Here is a 15,672-nt window from a genome sequence, read left to right on the forward strand (position 1 = left end):
CCCGGCGCCTTCGTGGTGCAGCCGCGCCCACCCGTGCCGCCCTGCGGCACGATTGCCCGCAGCTGCGGACGGGCGGGCGGGGCTCCGCTCTGCGGCACGACTGCCCGCGGCTGCGGACGGGTGGGGCTCCGCTCTGCGGCACGATTGCCCGCGGCTACCGGCATGCCTGCTCGCGGCTACCGGCATGCCTGCCTGCGGCTGCCGCGCGGCCGGGTGGGTGGCTTGGTCGCGCCACGCGCGCTCGCTATGCCGAGTTTGTCTGATTAGCGCGTATCGTCGCCGCATGCCCACGCCTTTCGGATCCCGTGGCGGCATGGCGTTCGGTGGGGAGGAGCTGCGTGTGGTCAGACGCGCGCTCGCCCTCACCCTGCACCCCGGCCGCGCTTCGGACGAGGACGTCCAGGAATGTCTCCGGCTCGCCGAGTCGCTCGACGAGGCGATGCGTGAGGGCGCGCGGCTGCGGGCCTTCCTGGTGGCCGACCTCGCCCGATACCGTGCCGCCCTCCCCGGCACCGTCAGCGGCTATCTCACGCTGCTGGAGGAGGTGCTGGGCGCCGGCTACCGGCCGGTGCCCGACGACCTCGCCGCCCTGCGCGCCCTGCGCGGCAACCCCGCGGCCGCGGCCCTCCTGGACCGCTGCCGGACACTCGCCGAGCGCGACGTACGCGCCCGCCTCGCCCGCCGTACGGCGCTCAGGACGGGGGCACCGGCCTCCCCGGCCGTGCCGCTTTCCCGGGCACGTCTGACGGCCCTTCCGGGCGGTCTGGCGGACGACGCGGAGCAGCTCGCCGAGCCCGGGAAGAAGCCGGCGGAGAAGAAACCCGCCGAGAAGCGGCCCGACAAGCCGGCACCCACCACGCCCGAACCCGCGCGGCGCCCCATTCCGACCCCCGGCGAGGTCTTCCCGCGCCGCAAACCGCCGCAGCCCCCCGCCGGTCCGCCCCAGCAGCTCGCGGCCGGCTGACCGCACCCCGTCCCGGGCGGCCCGGGGGCCGCGTCTACTCTGGAGCCATGGACTACGTCTCCGCGCTCCTGCCCCCGGCCGTCATGGCCGTGTTCTTCATCGGTGTCATCCGCGTGATCGTGAAGACCCAGGGCGGGACCCAGAAGGCCAAGGAGGACGCGGCCGTCGACGCCGCCCTCGCGCGCGTGGAGGGCGGCCAGACGTCCTCCGCCAAGACCGACGCCTGACCCGACACGGCGTACGACTCGCCGGGCTCACCGCCCGAGTCGTACGCCCTTTTTGTTCCCGTTTGCCGGTGAAAGCGCACGTCCGGCACGCCAATGCCGGGATCTCCCACTATTGTGCTGAGCTGTGCCTCGCCCATTGGGAGAACTCGAAGACTCGGTCATGACGCGGGTGTGGAAGTGGAACCGCCCGGTGACTGTTCGAGAAGTCCTGGAAGACCTTCAGCAGGAACGGTCCATCGCCTACACCACGGTGATGACCGTTTTGGACAATCTCCATCAGAAGGGCTGGGTGCGCCGTGAGGCAGAAGGCCGGGCCTATCGATATGAGGCGGTCTCCACCAGGGCCGCCTACAGCGCCGCCCTGATGAACGACGCCTGGGCGCAGAGCGACAACCCGGCAGCGGCTCTCGTCGCGTTCTTCGGCATGATGAGCGAGGAACAGCGCCTCGCCCTCGCGGACGCCGTACGGATCGCGCGGGGACCGGAAACGCCGGTTGAACCGGAACCGGGACAAGCCGGTGAGAACCCCGGCGCGTCGCCCGAGGACGGCGGGCGATAGCGTCCGTTCATGTCCGCACAGAGCGCAGAGAGCCCCGAAGTCACCGCTAAAGCCATCACCGTTCGGCGCGCCCGGACCGGTGATGTGCCCGTGGTGCGTCGACTCCTTGACGCGTACGCCCGCGAGCGGATCCTGCTCGACAAAGCGACGGTGACGCTTTACGAGTCCATCCAGGAGTTCTGGGTCGCGGAACGCGACGACAACGCCGAGGTGGTCGGCTGCGGCGCTCTGCACGTGATGTGGGAAGATCTCGCGGAAGTCCGCACTCTCGCGGTGAAGCCGGGCCTGAAGGGCGCCGGCGTCGGCCATCAGTTGCTGGAGAAGTTGCTCGACACAGCGCGCTGGCTGGGTGTTCGCCGCGTTTTCTGTCTGACCTTCGAAGTGGACTTCTTCGCCCGGCACGGCTTCGTGGAGATCGGCGAGACTCCGGTCGACACCGATGTCTACGCCGAGCTGTTGCGTTCTTACGACGAGGGCGTCGCCGAGTTCCTCGGTCTCGAACGAGTGAAACCGAACACCTTGGGCAACAGCCGGATGCTGCTGCATCTGTGAGCGACCCGGCATATTCCGCCCACACCCCTTGCCCAGGTTCCCTATGTCCGAAACGCGCACGTTTCCGGGCAGGGTCGGGCGTGTGAGTCTCTCCCAGGGGTTTGTGTTTTTCCAGCAAAAGCGGTTTGCTTTCCGACGTAGTGCAGTAGTGCATATAACAGGGGAGCGGCGAAACGGCGGACGCCGCACACCCCGGCCCTCACGTTATCGATGAAAGGAAATCCGGTGGCACAGAAGGTTCAGGTCCTTCTTGTCGACGACCTCGACGGCGGCGAGGCGGACGAGACGGTGACGTTCGCGCTGGACGGCAAGACGTACGAGATCGATCTCACGACGGCTAATGCGGACAAGCTGCGCGGTCTTCTTGAGCCCTATGTGAAGGGTGGCCGGCGTACCGGTGGCCGCGCTTCGACCGGGCGTGGAAAGGCGCGCGCCGCTTCCGGCGGCAGCCAGGACACCGCGGCGATCCGCGCGTGGGCCAAGGACAACGGCTTCGACGTCAACGACCGCGGCCGTGTTCCCGCGACCATTCGCGAGGCCTACGAGAAGGCCAACGCCTGAGTGCTCGAGCGGCGCAGGCGGATGCGGTGGCAGTGGTTGGCCACCGTGTCCACCAGTCGTACGAAATCGGGGGCGCCCCCAGCGCCCCGCACGGCCGACAGCGTCGGCAGCGAGGCCTCGACCTCGCACCCCGGCTCGGGGGGCCGCAGCCACACGGCGGCCCCCTGCAAGGTGTCCGGACGGCCCGCCCGCGCGGCGGGAATCCCCAGAGCGGCTGAGCCGCCCCCGACGCCGGCGTCGGGCAGCGAGCCGGTGACCCCCGACGGACCGGGCACGTTCCCGGATTCCGGGGAACGCGGCGGCAGCGGTGCCCGCATCAGCCCGCCCGCGCCGATCCCCACCAGGTCCAGCGCCAGCGTGCCCCACTCCAGCCACTCCAGCAGCCCCGGAAGCTCCTCCGCGCTGCCCGCGGCCACCAGCAGCCGCAGCCGGTCGCCCCGCACGGCCACCGGCGAACCCGGGACCAGGTGCCGCAGCGCGGCCCGGCCCGCCTCGGCCGGCACGTCCAGGACGTCGAAGCGCGCGCCCACCCGCAGCCGTACCGGATCGCCGGGTGCCGTCGGCCAGCCCAGGTCCCGCTCGTACCACCGCCTGACCGCGTCGCCCCTCCCGGACGGCCGGCGCGGGGCGGGGACGGTGGGGGCGGGGACGGCAGTGCCGTTCGGACGGAAGGCGGCAACCATGCCAAGTGCAACCGGTCCGGGAGCGCGAGAGTTACGCTGGGTGTACGTGCGAATGCGTACGGTGCGTGAAAAGGGGGCGTGCGGGGGTGCCGGGCGGCGCAAGGTTGTTCGCCCGTAGCGGAGGGAACCGGGGTGCGCGGCATGGACTGTCCGTGGCTGCGGGTAAGACATCCCTAGTGAGAGGGGGCGACACGCAGTGAAGGGCCGTCTCACGTTCGCCATCGGCGTACTGGTGGTGGGGGTAACTGCCTGGCCTGCGGGAACATCGTCTCGCACCATCAGGTTGGAGCAGATGTCGGCGTTCGGGGTCAGGAGGCCATCGACGGTGTCGGCAGTTGGAATGAGCGGTCCCCGCTTGCGGGACTAAGCTGCGGAAGGACAGGGAGGGGAAGTTCCCCCCACTGCCTGACCGCTCTGAGGAGCGATTAACGATGTTCGAGAGGTTCACCGACCGCGCGCGGCGGGTTGTCGTCCTGGCTCAGGAAGAAGCCCGGATGCTCAACCACAACTACATCGGCACCGAGCACATCCTCCTGGGCCTGATCCACGAGGGTGAGGGTGTCGCCGCAAAGGCCCTGGAGAGCCTCGGCATTTCGCTTGAGGCGGTCCGTCAGCAGGTGGAGGAGATCATCGGTCAGGGCCAGCAGGCCCCGTCCGGGCACATCCCCTTCACTCCTCGTGCCAAGAAGGTCCTGGAGCTGTCGCTCCGCGAGGCCCTTCAGCTGGGCCACAACTACATCGGCACGGAGCACATCCTGCTCGGCCTGATCCGTGAGGGCGAGGGCGTCGCCGCCCAGGTCCTGGTCAAGCTGGGCGCTGATCTCAACCGTGTGCGGCAGCAGGTGATCCAGCTGCTCTCCGGTTACCAGGGCAAGGAGACCGCCACCGCCGGCGGCCCTGCGGAGGGCACCCCCTCGACGTCCCTGGTCCTCGACCAGTTCGGCCGGAACCTCACCCAGGCCGCTCGTGAGTCCAAGCTCGACCCGGTCATCGGGCGCGAGAAGGAGATCGAGCGGGTCATGCAGGTGCTGTCCCGCCGTACGAAGAACAACCCGGTCCTGATCGGTGAGCCCGGCGTCGGCAAGACCGCCGTCGTGGAGGGTCTCGCCCAGGCCATCGTCAAGGGCGAGGTGCCCGAGACCCTCAAGGACAAGCACCTCTACACCCTCGACCTCGGCGCGCTGGTCGCCGGCTCCCGCTACCGCGGTGACTTCGAGGAGCGCCTGAAGAAGGTGCTCAAGGAGATCCGCACGCGCGGCGACATCATCCTGTTCATCGACGAGCTGCACACGCTGGTCGGTGCGGGTGCCGCCGAGGGTGCCATCGACGCGGCCTCGATCCTGAAGCCGATGCTGGCCCGCGGTGAGCTCCAGACCATCGGTGCCACCACGCTGGACGAGTACCGCAAGCACCTGGAGAAGGACGCGGCCCTCGAGCGCCGCTTCCAGCCCATCCAGGTCGCCGAGCCCTCGCTCCCGCACACCATCGAGATCCTCAAGGGTCTGCGCGACCGGTACGAGGCCCACCACCGGGTCTCCATCACCGACGAGGCCCTCGTCCAGGCCGCCACGCTGGCCGACCGGTACATCTCGGACCGCTTCCTGCCGGACAAGGCGATCGACCTGATCGACGAGGCCGGCTCCCGGATGCGCATCCGCCGGATGACCGCGCCGCCGGACCTGCGCGAGTTCGACGAGAAGATCGCCGGTGTCCGCCGGGACAAGGAGTCCGCGATCGACTCGCAGGACTTCGAGAAGGCCGCGTCCCTGCGCGACAAGGAGAAGCAGCTCCTCGCCGCGAAGGCCAAGCGCGAGAAGGAGTGGAAGGCCGGCGACATGGACGTCGTCGCCGAGGTCGACGGCGAGCTGATCGCCGAGGTCCTCGCGACCGCCACCGGCATTCCGGTCTTCAAGCTGACCGAGGAGGAGTCCTCGCGTCTGCTGCGCATGGAGGACGAGCTCCACAAGCGGGTCATCGGCCAGGTCGACGCCGTCAAGGCGCTGTCGAAGGCGATCCGTCGTACGCGTGCGGGTCTGAAGGACCCGAAGCGTCCCGGCGGCTCGTTCATCTTCGCCGGCCCGTCCGGTGTTGGTAAGACCGAGCTGTCCAAGGCCCTCGCCGAGTTCCTCTTCGGTGACGAGGACGCGCTGATCTCCCTCGACATGTCGGAGTTCAGCGAGAAGCACACGGTCTCGCGTCTCTTCGGTTCGCCCCCCGGCTACGTGGGCTACGAAGAGGGCGGGCAGCTGACCGAGAAGGTCCGCCGCAAGCCGTTCTCCGTCGTCCTCTTCGACGAGGTGGAGAAGGCCCACCCGGACATCTTCAACTCGCTGCTCCAGATCCTGGAGGACGGTCGCCTGACCGACTCCCAGGGCCGGGTCGTGGACTTCAAGAACACGGTCATCATCATGACGACCAACCTCGGCACCCGGGACATCTCCAAGGGCTTCAACCTGGGCTTCGCGGCCCAGGGCGACACCAAGTCCAACTACGAGCGCATGAAGAACAAGGTCTCGGACGAGCTCAAGCAGCACTTCCGGCCCGAGTTCCTCAACCGTGTCGACGACGTGGTCGTCTTCCCGCAGCTCACCAAGGACGACATCCTGCGGATCGTCGACCTGATGGTCGGCAAGGTGGACGAGCGCCTGAAGGACCGGGACATGGGCATCGAGCTCTCCCAGTCCGCCAAGGAGCTGCTGTCCGAGAAGGGTTACGACCCCGTGCTGGGCGCCCGGCCGCTGCGCCGGACCATCCAGCGCGAGATCGAGGACTCCCTGTCCGAGAAGATCCTCTTCGGCGAGCTGCGCCCCGGCCACATCGTGGTCGTGGACACGGAGGGCGAGGGCGAGAACCGCACCTTCACCTTCCGCGGCGAGGAGAAGTCGGCCCTCCCGGACGTCCCGCCGATCGAGCAGGCGGCCGGCGGAGCGGGCCCGAACCTGAGCAAGGAGGCCTGACCCCCCGGGGTCGAGCCGAACCCCCCGCGGGGGGCGAGCTGAAAAAGGGGCCGGTGCTTTTCGAAGCACCGGCCCCTTTCGCATGCCCGGACGCGGTCGTCCGGGCTCAGCGCCAGGACCTACGACAGCTGGCCGTCGTAGTCCGGGAGTTTGTAGGTCTTCTCGGCGTGGCCGCCCGAGAGGTCGGTGGTGCTGTTGCCGATGTTCGCGATGATCGTGTAGCCCTTGTTCTCGATGTCGACGCGCTGGGCGGTCTTGTACGCGGCGACGTCTTTGAAGAGGTCGAAGAAGCCGCGTACGTACAGGCCGGAGACCTCGTAGCCGGCCTCGTCGAGGTTGTACTCGGTGGGCAGGTAGATGATGCCGGGGCGGGCCGTCACGAAGAAGAGGTCGACGCCGTGCTCCTGGGCGTACTCGGCGACCTCCAGGACCGGCTTGTTGGCCGGCTGGGGGAAGCTGAAGCCGAAGTCGGTCTCCAGGCTGGTGTTGTCGATGTCGAGCACCAGCGCCTGCTTCTCGCCCGGCCTGGCCTGCGCGATGCGGTCCTTCACGTAGGGCAGCGCCTGGTTCATCACGGCCTGGCAGTCCTTCTGCCAGGTGGCGTAGTCGACGTCCGCCGTCGCGGCCGTGGCGGCGACGGTGGTGGTGCCCGTGCCCGTGCCCGTGCTCGTGGCGGCCTCGACCGGGGCGGCCAGGGCGACGAGGGCGGCCGCGGCGACAGCGGTCACGGCCGTACGACGGGTCCAGGGGCGTCGGCTTGTCATGGGTGGGGGGTCCTCTCGGGTCGGGAGGTGCGCTGCGAAGTGTCGTGTGCATGATGCTGCCCAAGAGTGGCGGCCGGGGAACCGTGGGGTTACTGGACGGTAGGCGCGGCGTAGTGCCGGTCACATCGCGCAGCCTCTTGATCTCGGGGCGCGGTGACATGCCGCACAGGTGATTTGTCCGTTACTACAGGGAATAGTGGAGATCTTCATTCGGGCAAAACGGACTAAAGGCCTGGAATCTTTTATGGACATACGCCATCCTGGGCGGATTCGTCCCTGATGGGCCCTCTGTCAAGGGACGTTTGGATTGGCGTACAACTACTAATTTTCGTCGTAGATCACACGTTTGGGGGGTGCTGGGGGTCGGGGGTACCAAGGGATCTGCTCATCCGGCGGGTGTCCCCGCGCCGGGTGGCTTTTCTGTCCCCGTCCCCATGAGGTTGAGATGTTCCAGCGCGTCACGTCCCGTTCTTCCCGTACGTCCCTGCTCCGCACCCGCGCCGCCGTGCTGGCCGCGGGACTGGGGACCTCGGTCGTACTGGGGGTCGGTGTCGCGGCCGCCGTCGAGGCTCAGGCCGCGCCCGCGAAGGCGCCCGCCGCGCCCGCCGCGGCGCCGGCGGCCAAGGCCGCGACGGTCACAAAGGCCGCCAAGGCCGCCAAGGCCGCCTCGGCTCCCTCGTGGGTCAAGCCGGTGAAGAAGTACACGAAGAGCGCCAGCTTCCACCAGAACGGCGCCATGTGGCAGTCCACCCACAGCGGCCAGGACTTCGCCGTGCCGAGCGGCACCAAGGTCTACGCCGCCCACGGCGGCACCGTCGTCAAGGCCGGCGGCAACGGCGCCGGTGACGGCCCGGCCTACGGCAACGCCGTCGTCATCAAGCACGGCAACGGCACGTACTCCCAGTACGCGCACCTGTCGCGCGTCGAGGTGAAGGTCGGCCAGATCGTCAAGACCGGCCAGAAGATCGCCCTGTCCGGCAACACCGGCAACTCCAGCGGTCCGCACCTGCACTTCGAGATCCGCAAGACGGCCAACTACGGCACGGCCATCGACCCGGTCGCGTTCCTGCGCGCCAAGGGCCTGAGCGTCTGAGGGCCTGAGGGGCTGCCCCGGCACTCCGCCGTAGGCCGGTCGCTCCGTCAGCCGGTCACCCCGCAGACGAGCCGGTCACCCCGCAGGTGACCGGTCCTCGCGGTCCGCGCCGCCGTGGGCCTGGGTCACCAGGTCGATCGCGACCTCGAGGACGGCCCTGCGCTTCTCCTCGGGGTTGCCCTCGATCTCCCGCAGCATGAACATGCTGGCGTGCATCGTGAACAGCGCGCTCATGCAGCGAACCTGGTCGACCAGCTCTGCGTCCGGGTCGACGATGATGTCCCGCATGCCCATCATGCGGGACTTGAACGTCTCGCCGATGCTCAGCTCCCGTAGCGTCGCCTGGTTCTCCTGCATAAAGCGGAACAGGGGCGCCGCGTCCGTCAGGGCCTGGTTGTAGCGCCCGAGGATCTCCCGCTTGGTCTCCAGGGTGTGCGGCTGCTGCTTGCCCCAGTCGATCAGGTCCTCGATCGGCTTCGTCAGGTCCTCGAAGAGGCTGACGATGATCTCTTCCTTCGTCTTGAAGTGGTAGTAGAGCGCCGCCTTCGTGACGTCGAGGCGTTCGGCGATCTCCCGCAGGGACGTCTTCTCGTAGCCCTGTTCGGCGAAGAGCTCCAGTGCGATGTCCTGGATGCGCTGGCGGGTGTCCCCGCGACGCCGCTGCTTGGTGCCCTCCGTGGTACCGGCCATGGCGCCCATCCTCCTACTTCAGCACTTTCCACAAAACTTACTTGACGCCCGGCTAGTTGCGCCAGTAGCTTCATCGTCGTTGAGAACTAGCCGGGCGGCAAGTAAGTAGCGCAGCTTGGGGGAGTGGGAGCGATGGCGGACACAGCGATGGCGGAGACGGAGACGGGCAAGGAGCCCAGGAGTGTGCGGGTCGTCATACTCGCGCTGATGATCGCGATGATGCTCGCGATGCTGGACAACATGATCATCGGTACGGCGATGCCGACGATCGTCGGAGAGCTCGGCGGGCTGGAGCATCTCTCCTGGGTGGTGACCGCGTACACCCTGGCCACCGCCGCCTCCACCCCGATCTGGGGCAAGCTCGGTGACCTTTATGGGCGCAAGGGCTCCTTCCTCGCCTCGATCGTGATCTTCCTGGCCGGCTCCGCGCTCAGCGGCATGGCACAGGACATGGGTCAGCTGATCGGGTTCCGCGCGGTGCAGGGTCTGGGCGCCGGCGGTCTGCTGGTCGGCGTCATGGCGATCATCGGCGACCTCGTCTCGCCCCGTGAGCGCGGCAAGTACCAGGGCATGATGGCCGGCGTCATGGCGCTCGCGATGATCGGCGGACCGCTGGTCGGCGGCACCATCACCGACAACTGGGGCTGGCGCTGGGCCTTCTACATCAACCTGCCGCTCGGCATCGTGGCCCTGGCCCTCGTCATCGCCGTACTGCACCTGCCGAAGAAGCGGTCGCAGGCCCGTATCGACTACCCGGGCGCGGCGCTGCTGACGGTCGGCATCACCGCGATCGTGCTGGTCACCACCTGGGGCGGCACGGAGTACGCGTGGACGTCCGCGCGGATCATGGAGCTGATCGGGATCGGCGTGGCCGCTCTCGTCGGGTTCGTGTACTGGCAGACGAAGGCCGCCGAGCCGATCCTGCCGCTGCACATCTTCCGCAACCGCAACTTCACGCTGATGGCGGTCATCGGCTTCGTCACCGGGTTCGTGATGTTCGGCGCGACGCTGTTCCTGCCGCTCTACCAGCAGTCCGTGCAGGGCGCGTCCGCGACCAACTCCGGTCTGCTGCTCCTGCCGATGCTGGGCGCGATGCTGGTGACGTCGATGGTGGCCGGACGGGTCACCACGAACACCGGGCGCTACAAGATCTTCCCGCTGGCCGGCGGGGTGTTCATGGTCGTGGGTATGTTCCTGCTGGCCCAGATGGACACCGGGACCTCGCGTCTGACGTCCGGCGTCTACATGGCCGTACTCGGACTCGGCATGGGCTGTCTGATGCAGATCACGATGCTGGTCGCGCAGAACAGCGTGGAGATGAAGGACATGGGCGTCGCGTCCTCCTCCGCGACCCTCTTCCGCACCCTCGGCTCCTCCTTCGGTGTCGCGATCATGGGCGCGCTGTTCAACAACCGCGTCCTGGACGTGATGTCCGAGCGGGCCGGGGACCTGGGTTCGAAGGTGACCGAGCAGTCCGCACAGCTCGACGCGGCCAGCCTCGCCAAGCTGCCGGCCGCGGCCAGGGAGGCGTACCAGTACGCGGTCTCGGCGGGCACGCACACGGCGTTCCTGGTCGGTGCCGGTGTGGCCCTGGTCGTACTGGTGGCGGCGTTCTTCGTGAAGGAGGTGCCGCTGCGGGGCGCGGGCCCGAAGGAGGCGTCGGCCGACGAGACCGGACCGAAGAACGCGGCCGCGGCATCGCTCCCGGTGACCGAGACGGTCTGACGTCCGGTACGACGGCGAAGGCCCGCCGGTACGACGGCAAAGGCCCGCCGGTACGAGCGGTGGGGGCCCGCCAGTACGAACGGCGGAGGCCCGCCAGTACGAACGGCGGAGGCCCGCCGGCACGAACAGCGGGGGCCCGCCGGTACGACGGTGGGGGCGGCGCCGGGCCGGGCCCGTAGGACGGTGGCGGCGACGGTGGAGCGGGGCGTGACGGGTGACCGTCACGCCCCGCCCGTCTGCGTTACGGCGGCGTCGGCGTCGGCATCGGTGTCCGGGCTCGGCGTCGGCCAGGTACCCCACGCACCGCGCGCCGCGGACTACGCCTGGTCGCCCGACAGCGGCAGCATCGGATGGCTGCCGGTGTTCGTCGGCGCGTGCTCCGGCAGCCACAGCACGGCGACGGCACCCTCGGACGGTATGTGGTCGGGGGCGCCGGGCGGCCGGACGTTGCGGAAGGTCAGCCGGGCGCCGAGGACCCGGGCCTGGCCGGCCGCGATGGTCAGGCCGAGGCCGTGTCCGACGCCGGCCCGGTCCTGGCTGCCGGTACGGAACCGGCTGGGGCCCTCGTCGAGCAGATGCTCGGGGAAGCCGGGCCCGTGGTCGCGGACTCTTATGACCCGGCCCTCGACGGTGACCTCTATGGGCGGGCGGCCGTGCCGGGCGGCGTTCGCGAGCAGGTTGAACAGCACCCGCTCCAGGCGCCGCGGATCGGTGGTGACCTCCGACTCGTGCACCACGGCCACCCGGATCGCCGGGTCCTTCACCGCGACGCGCCGGGCGACGAACTCGCCGAGCATGATGTCCTGCAACTCGGCCCGCTCCGAGGCCCCGTCGAGCCGGGCCACCTCCAGCACGTCCTCCACCAGCGTCCGCATCGCCTTGGCCCGGTCCAGGACCAGCTCGGTGGGCCGGCCCGGCGGCAGCAGCTCGGCCGCGGTGAGCAGTCCGGTCACCGGCGTCCGCAGCTCGTGCGCGATGTCGGCCGTGACCCGGCGCTCGGCCTCAAGACGCTGGCGCAGCGCGTCGGCCATCGCGTCCACGGCCCGCGCCAGATCGTCGGTCTCGTCCCGGACGACCCCGCCGATGGCCTCCCGGACCTGCACCTCGGTGTCGCCCTTGGCGACCCGGTTCGCGGCGTACGCGGCCTTGCGCAGCCGGCGCGACAACTGCGCCCCGATCAGCACCCCGATCGCGCTGCCGCCGAGGACCACCGCGATCGAGCCGATGAACAGGGCCTGGTCGAGATCCTTCAGGATGTCGGTACTGCGGTCGGTGAACCCGGTGTGCAGGGACATCACATGCCCGTCCTTGAGCGGTACGGCCGCCCAGATGTCCGGCGCCCCGCCGTCGCCGTCCGCCACATAGGTGGCCCGGCGACCCTCCTCGACCTTCTTCCGCAGCTCCGGCGGCAGATCCATGTCGTCGATCTTCACGCCGGGGAAGTTGGGCCGCCCGGACAGCTCGTAGTTGCGCTGCGCGATCTGCACCCGCTCGTCGGCGAGATCGCGCGCGTTGTCCAGCATCGACACCCGGGCGGCGTTGTGCACGACCAGGCTGAGCGCGATCGCGACCAGCGCGCCGACCAGCGCGATCGCGGCGCTGAGCTTCCATCTGAGCCCCGTACGGATCCCGGTGCGGTCCACGCGCACCGGAACCATACGGCGGAGGGTCCCCCGCATGATCTGTCCCGCCCCCGCCTAGGCCTTCAGCTTGTAGCCGAAGCCGCGGACCGTCTCGATGCGGTCCTGCCCGATCTTCGTACGCAGCCGCTGCACATGGACGTCGACGACGCGGGTGTCACCGCCCCAGCCGTAGTCCCACACCCGCTCCAGCAGCTTGTCCCGGGACAGCACGGTGCCGGGGGCCGAGGAGAACTCCAGCAGCAGCCGCATCTCCGTGGGCGTCAGCGCGACCGGCTCGCCCGCGCGGCGCACCTCCATACCCACGGTGTCGATCTCCAGATCACCGAAGGTCAGCACACCGCCGGTACCGGCGGACGGGGACTCGTCTCCCTGGCCCGCGGCGCCGCCCGCGTGGCCGAAGCGGCGCAGCACGGCCCGGATCCGGGCGACCAGGACGGCCCCGTCGAAGGGCTTGGTGACGTAGTCGTCCGCGCCCGCCTCCAGACCCAGCACCACGTCGATGGAGTCGGCACGCGCGGACAGCATGATCACCGGGACCGTCGACTCGTCCCGGATACGGCGGCACAGGCTGACCCCGTCAAGACCCGGCACCATCACGTCGAGCAGCGCGATGTCCGGGCGGTCGGCGCGGAACGCCTCCAGGCCGGACAGTCCGTCCGGCATCGCGGTGACCGCGAAACCGTCCCGCTCCAGGGCGAGCTGGGTGGCCTCGCGGATGACGTCGTCGTCCTCCACGAACAGGACGTGGGTCTGTTCAGCCATCCGGTGCTCTCAGTCCTCTTGCGGGTACGTCAGTTGACCTCGGGGGCCGCGCTGGGCTGGTCCCCGGTGGTGTTGCCGTAGTCGTTGTGCGTGCGGTACTTCTCGTCGAATCTGCCGGCGGTCCAGCGGTATGTGATCACGTTCTCGCCGGAGGGGTTCGAGACCGGGTCGCCGCGCTCGTAGACCTGCTTGGTGACGACCAGGTCGCCGCGGTCTATCTCCGCGTAGACGGGCGGTTCCTCGGTGCGGAACACGTTCTCGTACTTCCCGGCCTCCTCGCGGTACACATACGCGCCTATGCCCACGGCGTCTCCGCAGGTCAGTACGTTGACCACCACATCGTCGGCGGGGCCGCCGGTCAGGTCGCCGTAGGAGACGTCCACCGGGTACTCGTCCGCGACGCACGGCTGGAGGCCACGCTTGACGGCCGTCGAGACCCGCGGGTCGGCCTTCACCAGCCGGACGGCGTCCACCGGGCTCGGGGTCGCCGAGGCACGTGCCTTCGGACCGGGTGTGGCGCCCGCCACCGCGTCGGCGTGGGCCGGGCCCTCGTCGCGGGCGCCCGTGCCACCGGTGCCGCAGCCCGCGAGCAGCAGGGCGAGGGCGGCGAGCACGGCCGTCGCCGTCGTCGCCGCCCGGAAACTGTTCAGGGCCCGAGTGTGCCCCGCGCCGGTCAGGCCGCGCACCGCTCCCGCTCCTCACGCTCCAGCGCGCGTGCGTCCAGGTCGCGCGCCTCCAGCTCCTCACGGAGCCGCGCGAGCGCCCGGTGCAGCGTGCTCTTGACCGTACCGGCCGACATACCGAGGGCGGCGGCCGTCTCCTCCGTGGACATCTGCTCCCAGTGTCGCAGCACGACCACGCTGCGCTGCTTGGGGGCGAGCACCCGCATGACGTCCATCAGGAGCGCACGGTCGGCGTGCTGCTCGGTGGAGTCGTCCACACACGCGTCGGGGAGCTGCTCGGTCGGCACTTCCTCCAGCTTGCGGGCCCGCCACCACTCGGTCCGCGTGTTGATCATGACCCGGCGCAGATACGCGTCCGCGAGCCGCTTGTCGGCTATGCCGTCCCAGCGGCCGTACGTCCTCGCCAGTGCCGTCTGGAGCAGGTCCTGGGCGTCGACGGGGTCCGGGACCAGCCGGCGCGCGCTGCGCAGCAACGCGTCCTGCCGGGTGCGGACGTACTCCTCGAATTCGAGCACCTCGCCCTGCGCCATGATCAACCGCCTTCCGGTCCCCGTACACCGGCCTGCCTGTCGGCCGGCCTCCCACTGCCTGTGATCCGTAGTCGCCCTGTACCGCCGGGCATGGCAAGAAAGTTACGGAGGCGTTGTCACGGGGCTGTGCGAGACAGCATTCGGACAGCAATCGGCTGTCCGTCGGTTGTGTAACGAAGGGATGAAAGGGGTAAAACGCCAGGTCGGCAGGGGTGGTTATGGGGTGAATTGCCGTTTCGGGCGGCCGGGACGGGGGTGCCGACCGTTACGGAAGGGGGAGGGTCAGCCGACCGGCAGCCGGTACAGACCGCCCTGCAACGGCTCGACCAGACCGTCCGACACCAGTCCGTCCAGGGCACGCGCGCGCTGCACCGGCTCGTGCCACACCCGGTCGAGGACTGTCTGCGGCACCGGCCCGTGCGACTCGCGCAACACCGCGAGCAGCTTGCCGCGGACCTGCCGGTCGGTCCCGGCGTACGTCTGTCCGCGCCGCGGCGGACCGCTGTGGGCCGGCTTGCCCGCGAGCCGCCACGCGCACTGCGCGGCGATCGGGCAGCGGTGGCACTCCTCGTTCTTCGCCGAGCACACCAGCGCGCCCAGCTCCATGGAGGCGGCGGCCCACCGCGCGGCGGTGCGCTCGTCGTCCGGCAGCAGCGCGCGGGCCAGCTTGCGCTCGGCGGCGGTCGTCGCGTTCGGCGGGTACTGCACACCGCCCACCGCGCGTGCGAAGACCCGGCGGACGTTGGTGTCGAGCACCGCGTGCCGCTGCCCGTACGCGAAGGACGCCACGGCCGCGGCCGTGTACTCGCCGATGCCGGGCAGCGCGAGCAGCTGACCGTGTTCCGTCGGTACGTCCCCGCCGTGCCGCTCCGTTATGGCAACGGCCGCCCCGTGCAGCCGCAGCGCGCGGCGCGGGTAGCCGAGCCGGCCCCACGCGCGCACGGCCTCACCGGGGGACTCCGCGGCGAGGTCCGCGGGGCGCGGCCAGCGCGCCACCCACTGCTCGTAGACCGGAAGGACCCGGCTCACCGGCGTCTGCTGGAGCATGAACTCGCTGACCATCACCCCCCACGGTCCGGCCTCCGGGCGCCGCCAGGGCAGGTCGCGCGCGTGGTCGTCGAACCAGTCGATGACGGGGGAGTGCAGGTCACCTCCCCGGGCGGAGCGGTCCTGGGCCGGGAGGGAGCCGTGGTGCTGGGCGCCGTCGCGCGGGGCGGCGTCGGAGGCCGCGTCGGCGAGGGTGCTGTGCGGGAGCTTCGTGGGCGCAGTCATGACGGTT

Annotated in this window: 16 protein-coding genes; 8 read left to right on the forward strand and 8 right to left on the reverse strand. The window is 69.9% G+C overall.

The annotated features are described in order from the left end of the window. Positions 1-313: 313 nt before the first annotated feature. The 5 genes from ACIQAC_RS11375 (at position 314) to ACIQAC_RS11395 (ending at position 2,863) form a co-directional block, all read left to right on the forward strand. Positions 314-964, forward strand: a complete 651-nt coding sequence (locus ACIQAC_RS11375) for a hypothetical protein (RefSeq protein WP_402189325.1) — start codon at positions 314-316, stop codon at positions 962-964. 47 nt (positions 965-1,011) lie between these two features. Further along, complete coding sequence (locus tag ACIQAC_RS11380; RefSeq protein WP_402189200.1) at positions 1,012-1,191, forward strand: hypothetical protein; 180 nt, start codon at positions 1,012-1,014, stop codon at positions 1,189-1,191. A 136-nt stretch (positions 1,192-1,327) separates the two neighbouring features. After that, complete coding sequence (locus tag ACIQAC_RS11385) at positions 1,328-1,750, forward strand: BlaI/MecI/CopY family transcriptional regulator (protein ID WP_402189201.1); 423 nt, start codon at positions 1,328-1,330, stop codon at positions 1,748-1,750. 9 nt (positions 1,751-1,759) lie between these two features. Continuing rightward, positions 1,760-2,302: an amino-acid N-acetyltransferase gene (locus ACIQAC_RS11390; RefSeq protein ID WP_402189203.1), complete on the forward strand. Its 543-nt coding sequence runs from the start codon at positions 1,760-1,762 to the stop codon at positions 2,300-2,302. 225 nt (positions 2,303-2,527) lie between these two features. Next, on the forward strand, positions 2,528-2,863 hold the full coding sequence (locus tag ACIQAC_RS11395) for an Lsr2 family protein (protein WP_402189205.1): 336 nt from the start codon (positions 2,528-2,530) through the stop codon (positions 2,861-2,863). Here the strand turns inward: ACIQAC_RS11395 and ACIQAC_RS11400 are convergent. After that, positions 2,842-3,546, reverse strand: a complete 705-nt coding sequence (locus ACIQAC_RS11400) for an SCO3374 family protein (RefSeq protein WP_402189206.1) — start codon at positions 3,544-3,546, stop codon at positions 2,842-2,844. The two genes, ACIQAC_RS11395 and ACIQAC_RS11400, sit on opposite strands and share 22 nt — an antisense overlap. 431 nt (positions 3,547-3,977) lie before the next feature. Here ACIQAC_RS11400 and ACIQAC_RS11405 point away from each other — a divergent pair, with 431 nt between their 5' ends. Further along, a complete protein-coding gene (locus tag ACIQAC_RS11405; protein ID WP_402189208.1) occupies positions 3,978-6,503 on the forward strand; it encodes an ATP-dependent Clp protease ATP-binding subunit in 2,526 nt (841 codons plus the stop codon). 119 nt (positions 6,504-6,622) lie between these two features. Here ACIQAC_RS11405 and ACIQAC_RS11410 read toward each other — a convergent pair whose 3' ends face one another. Then, positions 6,623-7,267: an HAD family acid phosphatase gene (locus tag ACIQAC_RS11410; RefSeq protein WP_402189210.1), complete on the reverse strand. Its 645-nt coding sequence runs from the start codon at positions 7,265-7,267 to the stop codon at positions 6,623-6,625. Between the two features lie 445 nt (positions 7,268-7,712). Between ACIQAC_RS11410 and ACIQAC_RS11415 the strand changes: the two genes are divergently transcribed. Then, positions 7,713-8,360, forward strand: a complete 648-nt coding sequence (locus tag ACIQAC_RS11415; RefSeq protein WP_402189211.1) for a M23 family metallopeptidase — start codon at positions 7,713-7,715, stop codon at positions 8,358-8,360. A 75-nt stretch (positions 8,361-8,435) separates the two neighbouring features. Here ACIQAC_RS11415 and ACIQAC_RS11420 read toward each other — a convergent pair whose 3' ends face one another. Beyond that, positions 8,436-9,050 carry a TetR/AcrR family transcriptional regulator gene (locus ACIQAC_RS11420; protein ID WP_402189213.1) on the reverse strand — a complete coding sequence of 205 codons (615 nt, stop codon included), beginning with the start codon at positions 9,048-9,050 and terminating at the stop codon, positions 8,436-8,438. Positions 9,051-9,182: 132 nt separating this feature from the next. On the opposite strand from ACIQAC_RS11420, the gene ACIQAC_RS11425 reads away from it, so the two are divergent. Further along, entirely contained in the window at positions 9,183-10,775 is a 1,593-nt protein-coding gene (locus ACIQAC_RS11425) for an MDR family MFS transporter (RefSeq protein WP_402189215.1), read from the forward strand. 317 nt (positions 10,776-11,092) lie between these two features. Here ACIQAC_RS11425 and cseC read toward each other — a convergent pair whose 3' ends face one another. The 5 genes from cseC to ACIQAC_RS11450 all read right to left on the reverse strand — a co-directional run bounded on the left by cseC (position 11,093) and on the right by ACIQAC_RS11450 (position 15,665). Next, a complete protein-coding gene (gene cseC, locus ACIQAC_RS11430) occupies positions 11,093-12,454 on the reverse strand; it encodes a two-component system sensor histidine kinase CseC (protein WP_402189217.1) in 1,362 nt (453 codons plus the stop codon). An 18-nt stretch (positions 12,455-12,472) separates the two neighbouring features. Further along, complete coding sequence (cseB, locus tag ACIQAC_RS11435) at positions 12,473-13,180, reverse strand: two-component system response regulator CseB (RefSeq protein WP_402189218.1); 708 nt, start codon at positions 13,178-13,180, stop codon at positions 12,473-12,475. 29 nt (positions 13,181-13,209) lie between these two features. Beyond that, entirely contained in the window at positions 13,210-13,866 is a 657-nt protein-coding gene (locus ACIQAC_RS11440; protein ID WP_402189220.1) for a hypothetical protein, read from the reverse strand. Further along, entirely contained in the window at positions 13,854-14,393 is a 540-nt protein-coding gene (locus ACIQAC_RS11445) for a SigE family RNA polymerase sigma factor (RefSeq protein WP_402189222.1), read from the reverse strand. Before ACIQAC_RS11445 ends, ACIQAC_RS11440 begins: the two co-directional genes overlap by 13 nt. Positions 14,394-14,675: 282 nt before the next feature. Continuing rightward, complete coding sequence (locus tag ACIQAC_RS11450; RefSeq protein ID WP_402189224.1) at positions 14,676-15,665, reverse strand: A/G-specific adenine glycosylase; 990 nt, start codon at positions 15,663-15,665, stop codon at positions 14,676-14,678. Between the last annotated feature and the right edge of the window lie 7 nt (positions 15,666-15,672).

The organism is Streptomyces sp. NPDC088387 (genome assembly GCF_044753385.1).
Lineage (GTDB): Bacteria > Actinomycetota > Actinomycetes > Streptomycetales > Streptomycetaceae > Streptomyces.